This is a genomic window from Zoogloea sp. (assembly GCF_041908905.1).
Classification (GTDB): Bacteria; Pseudomonadota; Gammaproteobacteria; order Burkholderiales; family Rhodocyclaceae; genus Zoogloea.
This window is the reverse complement of the sequence record NZ_JAYREK010000018.1, coordinates 65,267-74,056: the sequence shown is the minus strand read 5'-3', so window position 1 is coordinate 74,056 and position 8,790 is coordinate 65,267. Positions and strand designations below refer to the sequence as shown.

The following is an 8,790-nucleotide window of genomic DNA, read 5'->3' as shown; positions in this document are numbered from 1 at the left end:
GCACCAGCGATTGCAGGATATGTTTGAAATCAAGCGGTTTCATCGCCACCCTCCTGATTGCAGCAAAACTGTATATTCAGACAGATTGCAGGGGGTACGGTTCCACAGGCAACGGTGACATAGCCAAGCAAAAAGGGCGCCTCAGGCGCCCTTTTTTGTGCAACTTCCGGCAACTCAAACGGAGAACGAGGAGCCGCAGCCGCAGGTGCTGGTCGCGTTCGGATTGCGGATCACGAACTGGGACCCCTCCAGGCCTTCGGTGTAGTCGATCTCGGCGCCGACGAGATACTGGTAGCTCATCGGATCGATCAGCAGCATCACGCCGTCCTTTTCCATCACGGTATCGTCGTCGTTGCGGATCTCATCGAAGGTAAAACCATACTGGAAACCGGAACAGCCGCCGCCGTTCACGAAAACCCGCAGCTTCAGGTCGGGGTTACCTTCCTCGATGATCAATTCCTTAACCTTGTTGGCAGCACTGTCGGTAAAGACCAGCACGCTCGGGGTTTCGGTCACGGCATTCATGGAACAACTCCTTCAAATTAGTCTTTGAATTATGGTCAGCGCCTGCCCACCCGGTCAAGACGCTGACGATAAATAGTCGACCAATCTAGTCGTGTTTAGTTCAGGGCATCACCGGGATCTGTCCGAGGCCGGTGGTTTCGGGCAGGCCGAACAGGATGTTGAGGTTCTGCACGGCCTGGCCTGCAGCCCCCTTCACCAGATTGTCGATCACCGACAACACCACTACCACGTCACCCCCCTGCGGACGATGAACGGCAATGCGGCACATGTTGGCCGACCGCACGGAACGGGTCGACGGATGCGAACCCCTAGGCATCACATCGACGAAGGGCTCGCCGGCGAAGCGCTCTTCAAACAGGGCCTGCAGATCCACGTCCTTCTTGAGCCGGCCGTAGAGGGTGGCGTGGATGCCGCGGATCATCGGCGTCAGGTGCGGCACGAAAGTCAGCCCCACCGGCGCCTTGGCGTAACGCGACAAGCCCTGCCGGATCTCCGGCAGATGGCGGTGGCCGGCCACACCGTAGGCCTGGAAGTTGTCGGCGGATTCGGAGAACAGGATGTGGGTCTCGGCCTTCCGCCCCGCCCCCGACACCCCCGACTTGGCGTCCGCCACGAGGCTGTCGAGCTCGATGATGCCGGCTTCGACGAGCGGCAGGAAACCGAGCTGCACGGCCGTCGGATAGCAACCCGGGTTGGCGATGACCCGCGCACCCTTGATCGCCTCGCGATTGACCTCGGGCAGACCATATACCGCCTCGGCGACCAGATCGGGGCAGGCGTGCTTCATGCCGTACCACTTCTCCCACTCCGCGATGTCGGTGATGCGGAAATCGGCGGCCAGGTCGATCACCTTGACACCCGCCTTGACGAGCTCGACGGCCTGCTGCATGGCGATGCCGTTGGGCGTCGCAAAGAACACTGCATCACAGGAAGCGAGATCGGCGGACTGGGGCTCGACAAAACGCAGGTCCACCCGCCGACGCAGGCTCGGGAACATGTCAGCCACCGGCATGCCCGCCTCACCCCGGGACGTGATCGCCTTGATTTCGACTTCAGGATGCTGCGCCAGCAAACGCAGGAGTTCGACGCCCGTGTAACCGGTACCACCCACCACACCAACTTTGATCATGCTCGCCCCCAACAGGAAATGAACAACCGGCCATCAGCCGGCTTCAACAACGGATCCGCCGAAGATACTACGTCCAGATGACAAAAAGCCGCCCGAAGGCGGCTTTTTGGTACAACACGGAAGCGATTAACGCTTCGAGAACTGCTTGCGACGACGCGCCTTGCGGAAACCGACCTTCTTACGCTCGACTTCACGGGCATCGCGAGTCACCAGACCGGCCTTCTTCAGCGGGGACTTGAGCTCCGCATCGTAGTCGATCAGGGCACGGGTGATGCCGTGGCGGACAGCGCCGGCCTGACCGGATTCGCCACCACCGGTGACGTTGACCAGAATGTCGAAGGTATCGACGAAGTTGGTCAGCACGAGCGGCTGGCGAACGATCATGCGACCGGTTTCGCGGGAGAAGAACTGGTCAACCGGCTTGCCGTTCACGACGATGTTGCCGGAGCCCTTCTTGATGAAGACACGCGCAACCGCCGACTTGCGACGACCGGTGCCGTAGTTGTAAGTCACAGCCATTGTCGGCTCCTCTTAGATCGCGAGAACTTGGGGCTGCTGGGCGGCGTGCGGATGCTCGGCGCCAGCGTAGCACTTCATCTTCTTGAGCATGGCGTAGCCGAGCGGGCCCTTGGGCAGCATGCCCTTGACAGCCTTCTCAAGAACGCGAGCAGGGAAGCGCTGCTGCAGCTTGGTGAAGTTGGTTTCGTAGATACCGCCCGGGTAACCGGAGTGACGGTAATACTTCTTGTCCTGGGCCTTGTTGCCGGTCACGCGCAGCTTGTCGACGTTGACGACAACGATGTAATCACCGGTATCGACGTGCGGCGTGTAGATGGCCTTATGTTTGCCGCGCAAGCGACGCGCAATTTCAGAAGCAAGCCGACCAAGGACCAGATCCGTCGCGTCGACAACGAACCAGTCGTGCTTGACCTCATGCGGCTTGGCAGAAAACGTTTTCATGAAGATTCCTTAGACACTTTTCCCGACACCGGGAACGACCATAATTCGGAAAGCCGCGGAGTCTATCGCACAGCCCGGACCGATGTCAAACGCTATCGCGCAAAATGGACAAAAAAAGCGCAGGCGGGGAAGCCTGCGCTGAATCCACACCAAAGGAGGAGGGTGGAGGAGACACCTTTCAGCCGCTCCGGACTACAAGAGCAACTGGACTGACCAAATTATCTCCACCCTCCAGAGACCAGGCAAGCCTTTTTTGTGCATTGCGACAAAAAATGTTCCGATCGTTTTATAAATCGTTCTTATCGCAGGATCACGCCGTAAGACATTGATATGACTGCCCGACCACCAGCCACAAGCGGCAGATCCGCTGGCCTACCGGGCGCTCCATCGCGCCCCGTACATTGCAACGCAACACAAGCCGGCCCGCCGGAGTGGCCACCGCCCGCACCACCCCCCCCCCCCCCCGCGGGGGGGGGCCCCCCCCCCCCCCCCCCCCCAACAGCCGTTTGAGAGGACGCAAGGATGGAATGTGTAGTGAAGTGGGTCGACGGGATGACCTTCATGGCCGAAACCGGCTCCGGCCACACCGTGACGATGGATGGCGCCCCCGAGGCGGGCGGTCGCAACCTCGCGCCGCGGCCGATGGAGATGATGCTGGCCGGCGCCGGCGGCTGTACCGCCTTCGACGTGGTGCTGATCCTCAAGCGCAGCCGCCAGGACGTCACCGACTGCCAGGTCAGCCTGAAGGCCGAGCGCGCCGACACCGACCCGAAGGTGTTCACGCGGATCGCCTTCCACTACACGGTGACCGGCCGCAACCTCAAGCCCGACTCCGTCGAACGTGCCATCAAGCTGTCGTACGAAAAGTATTGCTCGGCGACCATAATGCTGGGCAAGACCGCCGAGATCGAACACACCTGGGAAATCATTGAGGCTTGAGCCCCTCCGGCCCTGGCAACACGCAGGACCAGCGGCGGCCGCTAGACCCAGTAGGCAACGCCGGTCATGACCTTCGAGCTGGCCTTCATGGCCGCCTTGATCGGCACCGGCAGCTCAACCCCACCGAGACGCAGCGCCGTCTCGGCGTGGGCGATCTCGTCGGCCTTCATCTGGTCGACGATGTCACGCGAGCGGAGATCCTGTTCCGGCAAGCGCTCCAGGTGGCTCTTGAGGTGGGCTTCGACCTGACGTTCCGTCTCGGCGAGAAAGCCCAGATTGGCCCGATCGCCGAAGCGTGCCGCCAGCATCCCGATCGCCAGAGAGCCGCCGTACCACAGCGGGTTCAGCAGGCTCTTGCGGCCACCCAGTTCGGCGATGCGCCGCTCTGTCCAGGCCAGATGCTCGGTCTCCTCCTGGGCTGCCCCCGCCAATGCCTTCTTGATGTCGGCGTTGTCCGACATCAGCGCCTGCCCCTGGTAGAGGGCCTGCGCACAGATCTCACCGCAGTGATTGACGCGCATCAGCGCCGCCGCGCGGCGCCGCTCCTCGTCGGACATCTCGGCCTCCGGCCGATCCTCGCCCGGCACCGGGCGCACCGTCTGGGCGTTGGCAAAGACCGTGCGCAAGGCCCGGTCGAAACCGATTATCAGCTGATCGATCATCTCTCACCCCATTCCATCACAACAGTCAACGCAGACCGGCGTCCTTGCGGAGCAGGTCGAGAATTTCCGGCAAGGACGGGCGAGCAGCGCCAGGCGGACAAAAATACTCCTTGGCGAGCACCGCATGCTGGCGGTTGAACGCGTTGTCCTCGATCTGCCGCCAGGCGTCGCTCCGGGCGGGCACCCACTCGCCTGCCCGCGCGAGCGCATAGAGCTTGCGCTCGGCCGTGGCGCAGCGGATGCCCTCGAAGCTTACGTTTTCGGCACCGCCAGCACCGCGCACGACCAGGGTATAGCGGACCACCCCGTCCTCGGCGAGGCTAAGCGAACGAGCATCGACGAAGAAGCGCGTGCTGGTCGAACTGCGTACGTCCAGCGGGATCAGGTCGGCAGCCGAAGGATAGGCGGGAAGCCGAAGCGCGGCCTCCTTCCACTCGGCTTCGGCGCTCCCTTCGAAGAGGGCTGTGCGCTGCGCCGCGACCGGCTGTGCAAGACAGCAGAGCGCCAGGGCCGCCAGCACGCCGTCCCGCAGCCGAGAGGATAAAATATGCATGGAAACAGTTGTTTTCACGAGCGCGGCGCCTCGGAATGCCCGTCCGTTCCGCCGGGCGGCAGGTAGCTTGCCGGCACCTCGAAGAGGCTGTTGCGAAACAGCAGGCGTGAAAGCTCCAGCAGCGCCGACTGATAAACGCCGCGCTTGAACTCGATCACCGCTTCCAGCGGCACCCAGTAGTAACTCCAGCGCCAGGCATCAAACTCCGGGTGATTGCTCGCGCGCAGACAGACGTCCGAGTCGCGCCCCACCAGCCGCAGCAGAAACCAGATCTGTTTCTGCCCGCGATAGGTATTGCGCCACTCACGCTTGATCCAGTGCTTGGGCACGTCGTACCTCAACCAGCCGCGGGTGCGGCCGATGATACGGACGTGCTCAGGCTTCAAGCCGACTTCTTCAAAGAGCTCACGGTACATGGCCTGTTCCGGCGATTCGCCGTGCTTGATTCCGCCCTGCGGAAACTGCCAGGAATGTTCTCGTATCCGCTTGCCCCAGAAAACCTCGTTGCGCGCATTCACCAGAATGATGCCGACGTTAGGCCGATAGCCTTCACGGTCGAGCATGTTGCAACCTTTAATTCATGAACTGCCCAGAATTCTTCCACAATTCGACCGCCCATGAAAGGCGCGCACCCGAATCGGGGCGATGCAAGTCGCACGCCGCCAGCGCCCCGGTGCACGGTAAAATTATGGGCTGTATTCACAATGGATTCTGTCATGCGCGCCTCCCAGTTCTTCCTCTCCACGCTCAAGGAAGCCCCCTCCGACGCTGAAGTCATCAGCCACAAACTGATGATGCGCGCCGGCCTGATCAAACGCCTCGCCGGCGGCATCTACACCTGGATGCCCCTGGGCCTGCGCGCCCTGCGCAAGGTCGAGGCGATCGTCCGGGAAGAAATGAACCGTGCCGGCGCCATCGAGGTGCTGATGCCGGCGGTGCAGCCGGCCGAGCTGTGGCAGGAATCCGGCCGCTGGGACTTCTACGGCCCCGAGCTGCTGCGCTTCAAGGACCGCCACGACCGCGACTTCGTCGTCGGCCCGACCCACGAGGAGGTCATCACCGACGTGGTGCGCCGCGAGCTCAAGAGCTACCGCCAGCTGCCCAAGCACTTCTACCAGGTGCAGATGAAGTTCCGCGACGAGATCCGCCCGCGCTTCGGCGTGATGCGCGGCCGCGAGTTCGTGATGAAGGACGGCTACTCCTTCCACAGCTCCTTCGAGGATCTGCAGCGCGAATACCGCAACATGTACGACACCTACCACCGCATCTTCCAGCGCCTCGGCCTGAAGTTCCGCGCGGTGGCCGCCGACACCGGCTCGATCGGCGGCACGGGCTCCCACGAGTTCCACGTGATCGCCGAGACCGGCGAGGACGACATCGCCTACTGCCCCGACTCCGACTACGCCGCCAACGTCGAGCTGGCCGAGGCCCTCGCCCCGGCCACCCCGCGCCCGGCCGCGTCGGCCGCGCTCACCAAGGTGCACACCCCCGGCGTCAAGACCATCGACGAGCTCGCCGCCTTCCTCAAGGTGCCGGCCAGCCGCACCGTCAAGGCCATCGTGGTTGATGGCGACGAAGCCTCCGGCAACAAGCCGGTGCTCCTGCTCATCCGCGGCGACCACGAGCTCAACGAGGTCAAGGCCCAGAAGATCGCCGGCATCAAGAACCCGCTGACCTTCGCCGCCCCGGCCGACATCCTCACCGCCTTCGGCGCCAACGCCGGCTCGCTGGGCCCGGTGGGCTTCAGCGGCCGCGTGGTGATGGACCGCACGGTGGCCGCGATGGCCGATTTCGTCACCGGCGCCAACGAGGACGACCACCACTACACCGGCGTCAACATCGGCCGCGACTTCCCCGAGGCCGAAGTGGCCGACCTGCGCAACGTGGTGGCCGGCGACCCGTCGCCCGACGGCAAGGGCACCCTCGAGATCTGCCGCGGCATCGAAGTGGGCCACATCTTCCAGCTGCGCACCAAGTACTCCGAAGCCCTCGGCTGCAAGTTCCTCAACGAGCAGGGCAAGGAGCAGGTCATGGAGATGGGCTGCTACGGCATCGGCGTGTCGCGCATCCTGGGCGCCGCCATCGAGCAGAACAACGACGCCCGCGGCATCATCTGGCCCGACGCCATGGCGCCCTTCCAGGTCGCCATCGTGCCGATGGGCTACGCCAAGTCCGAGGCCGTGCGCGAAGCCGCCGACGCGCTCTACGCCGAGCTCACCGCCGCCGGCATCGACGCCTTCCTCGACGACCGCGACGAGCGCCCGGGCTCGCTGCTGGCCGACAACGAGCTCATCGGCACCCCGCACCGGGTGGTGATCGGCGATCGCGGCCTGAAGGAAGGCGTCGTCGAATACCAGGGCCGGCGCGACCCCGAAGCCACCAAGCTGCCGGTGGCCGAGGTGGCTGCCACGGTCATCGCCCGGCTGAAGGGCTGAGCCCATGCGAGCGCTGCGCCCCCTCCTCCGCCGGAGCCTCCTCGCCCTCATCGTGGCGGGCGGCACGGTCACGGGGGCGCACGCCGGCAACCAGCAGTACGAGCCCTTGGCCGCCAGCGTGCAGGCTGCCCTGCACGCCGCGGTGGCCGACCAGGCGCCCCTCGACCCGAGCTTCCAGCGCTCCCCCGAGCGGGCGCGCTGGCTGGCCGAGATGTCCCAGCGCCTCGCCCGGCGCATCCCCGACGAGGCCTACCGTTCCGAGCTGCTGCGGGCGGTGCACTACGAGGCCACCCGCGCCGGCCTCGACCCGCAGCTGGTGCTCGGCCTGATCCAGGTCGAGAGCGGCTTCAAGAAGTACGCCCTGTCCAGCGCCGGCGCCCGCGGCTACATGCAGGTGATGCCCTTCTGGGCCCGGCTGATCGGCAACGAGGAGACCAACCTCTTCCACATGCGCACCAACCTGCGCTTCGGCTGCACGATCCTGCGCCACTACCTGGACATCGAGAAGGGCGACCTCTTCCGTGCCCTGGGCCGCTACAACGGCAGCCTGGGCCGGGCCGAATACCCCAACCTCGTGCGGGCCGCCTGGGAGCGCAACTGGAGCTATCCGGACAGCCTGCGGCTGGCCCAGAACTAGCCTCCGGGCGTCTCGGGCAGTAAAAAAACAGGGCGCCGCGGCGCCCTGTGTACGTTGAGCCGTCCAGCCTCAGGCGATGATGCCGCCCCCGAGGCAGACCTTGCTCTCGTAGATCACCACGCTCTGCCCCGGCGTCACCGCCCACTGGGGCTGCGCGAAGGCGATCTCGGCGCGGCCGTCGGCCAGGGCATCGATCTCGCAGGGCGCGTCGGGGGTGCGGTAGCGCGGCTTGGCGGTGTACACCCAGTGGGTGCGCGGATCGCGGCCCGACACCCACGACAGCTCGGTGGCGACCAGGCGCTCCTTGAGCAGCGCCGGGTGGTCGTGGCCCTGCACCACGTACAGCACGTTCTGAGCCACATCCTTCCGGGCCACGTACCAGGCGTCGTGCTCACCGGCCGCATCCTGGTTGCCCTTCAGGCCACCGATCATCAGGCCCTTGCGCTGGCCGATGGTGTGGTGCATCAGGCCCTGGTGCTGGCCGATCACCTTGTCGCCCTCCAGGGTGCGGATCTCGCCCGGCCTGGCCGGCAGGTAGCGCGACAGGAACTCCCGGAACGGGCGCTCGCCGATGAAGCAGATGCCGGTCGAGTCCTTCTTGTTGAACACGTGCAGCCCGGCCGCCTCGGCCATCTTGCGCACCTCCCGCTTGTACAGCCCGCCCAGCGGGAACAGGGTCTTGGAGAGCTGGGCCTGGTTGAGGCGGTACAGGAAGTAGCTCTGGTCCTTGGTGCCGTCCTCGGCCTTCAGGAGCTGGAATTCGGTGCGCCCGTCGTTGGTCCATTCGCGCACCTGGGCGTAGTGGCCGGTGGCGATGCGGTCGGCGCCGAGGGCCAGGGCGTGGTCGAGGAAGGCCCGGAACTTGATCTCGGAGTTGCACAGGATGTCCGGGTTCGGCGTGCGGCCGGCCTCGTACTCGCGCAGGAACTCGGCGAACACCCGGTCCTTGT

11 protein-coding genes are annotated in these 8,790 nt (G+C 64.7%); 3 read left to right on the top strand and 8 right to left on the bottom strand.

Annotated features, from left to right (window positions below):
- Window positions 1-174: 174 nt before the first annotated feature.
- From erpA to rplM, 4 genes are all read right to left on the bottom strand, one after another.
- Window positions 175-525, bottom strand: a complete 351-nt coding sequence (gene erpA, locus ACE3OU_RS11445; RefSeq protein WP_374241691.1) for an iron-sulfur cluster insertion protein ErpA — start codon at window positions 523-525, stop codon at window positions 175-177.
- Window positions 526-625: 100 nt separating this feature from the next.
- A complete protein-coding gene (argC, locus tag ACE3OU_RS11440; RefSeq protein WP_374241690.1) occupies window positions 626-1,654 on the bottom strand; it encodes an N-acetyl-gamma-glutamyl-phosphate reductase in 1,029 nt (342 codons plus the stop codon).
- 126 nt (window positions 1,655-1,780) lie between these two features.
- Window positions 1,781-2,173, bottom strand: coding sequence for a 30S ribosomal protein S9 (gene rpsI, locus ACE3OU_RS11435; RefSeq protein WP_141351686.1), 393 nt, complete (start codon window positions 2,171-2,173; stop codon window positions 1,781-1,783).
- A gap of 12 nt (window positions 2,174-2,185) precedes the next feature.
- Window positions 2,186-2,614, bottom strand: a complete 429-nt coding sequence (gene rplM / locus ACE3OU_RS11430; protein WP_374241689.1) for a 50S ribosomal protein L13 — start codon at window positions 2,612-2,614, stop codon at window positions 2,186-2,188.
- Between the two features lie 522 nt (window positions 2,615-3,136).
- On the opposite strand from rplM, the gene ACE3OU_RS11425 reads away from it, so the two are divergent.
- A complete protein-coding gene (locus ACE3OU_RS11425) occupies window positions 3,137-3,553 on the top strand; it encodes an OsmC family protein (protein WP_374241688.1) in 417 nt (138 codons plus the stop codon).
- 41 nt (window positions 3,554-3,594) lie between these two features.
- Here the strand turns inward: ACE3OU_RS11425 and coq7 are convergent, their stop codons facing one another.
- From coq7 to ACE3OU_RS11410, 3 genes are read right to left on the bottom strand one after another with little or no spacing between them, the layout of a single operon-like run.
- A complete protein-coding gene (gene coq7, locus ACE3OU_RS11420) occupies window positions 3,595-4,215 on the bottom strand; it encodes a 2-polyprenyl-3-methyl-6-methoxy-1,4-benzoquinone monooxygenase (protein WP_374241687.1) in 621 nt (206 codons plus the stop codon).
- Window positions 4,216-4,240: 25 nt separating this feature from the next.
- On the bottom strand, window positions 4,241-4,786 hold the full coding sequence (locus ACE3OU_RS11415; protein WP_374241686.1) for a CNP1-like family protein: 546 nt from the start codon (window positions 4,784-4,786) through the stop codon (window positions 4,241-4,243).
- The gene (locus ACE3OU_RS11410) at window positions 4,783-5,331 is read right to left on the bottom strand and encodes an RNA pyrophosphohydrolase (RefSeq protein ID WP_374241685.1); all 549 of its coding nucleotides are present in this window, start codon (window positions 5,329-5,331) and stop codon (window positions 4,783-4,785) included. The genes ACE3OU_RS11415 and ACE3OU_RS11410 overlap by 4 nt, the downstream gene beginning before the upstream one ends.
- A 153-nt stretch (window positions 5,332-5,484) precedes the next feature.
- Here ACE3OU_RS11410 and ACE3OU_RS11405 point away from each other — a divergent pair, with 153 nt between their 5' ends.
- Both ACE3OU_RS11405 and ACE3OU_RS11400 read left to right on the top strand, forming a co-directional pair.
- Window positions 5,485-7,203 (top strand): proline--tRNA ligase, encoded by a 1,719-nt coding sequence (locus tag ACE3OU_RS11405; protein ID WP_374241684.1) that lies wholly within the window; start codon window positions 5,485-5,487, stop codon window positions 7,201-7,203.
- Between the two features lie 4 nt (window positions 7,204-7,207).
- Window positions 7,208-7,840, top strand: a complete 633-nt coding sequence (locus tag ACE3OU_RS11400; RefSeq protein ID WP_374241683.1) for a lytic transglycosylase domain-containing protein — start codon at window positions 7,208-7,210, stop codon at window positions 7,838-7,840.
- A 69-nt stretch (window positions 7,841-7,909) separates the two neighbouring features.
- Here ACE3OU_RS11400 and mnmA read toward each other — a convergent pair.
- On the bottom strand, window positions 7,910-8,790 hold an 881-nt coding region (gene mnmA, locus ACE3OU_RS11395), incomplete at its 5' end, for a tRNA 2-thiouridine(34) synthase MnmA (RefSeq protein WP_374241682.1).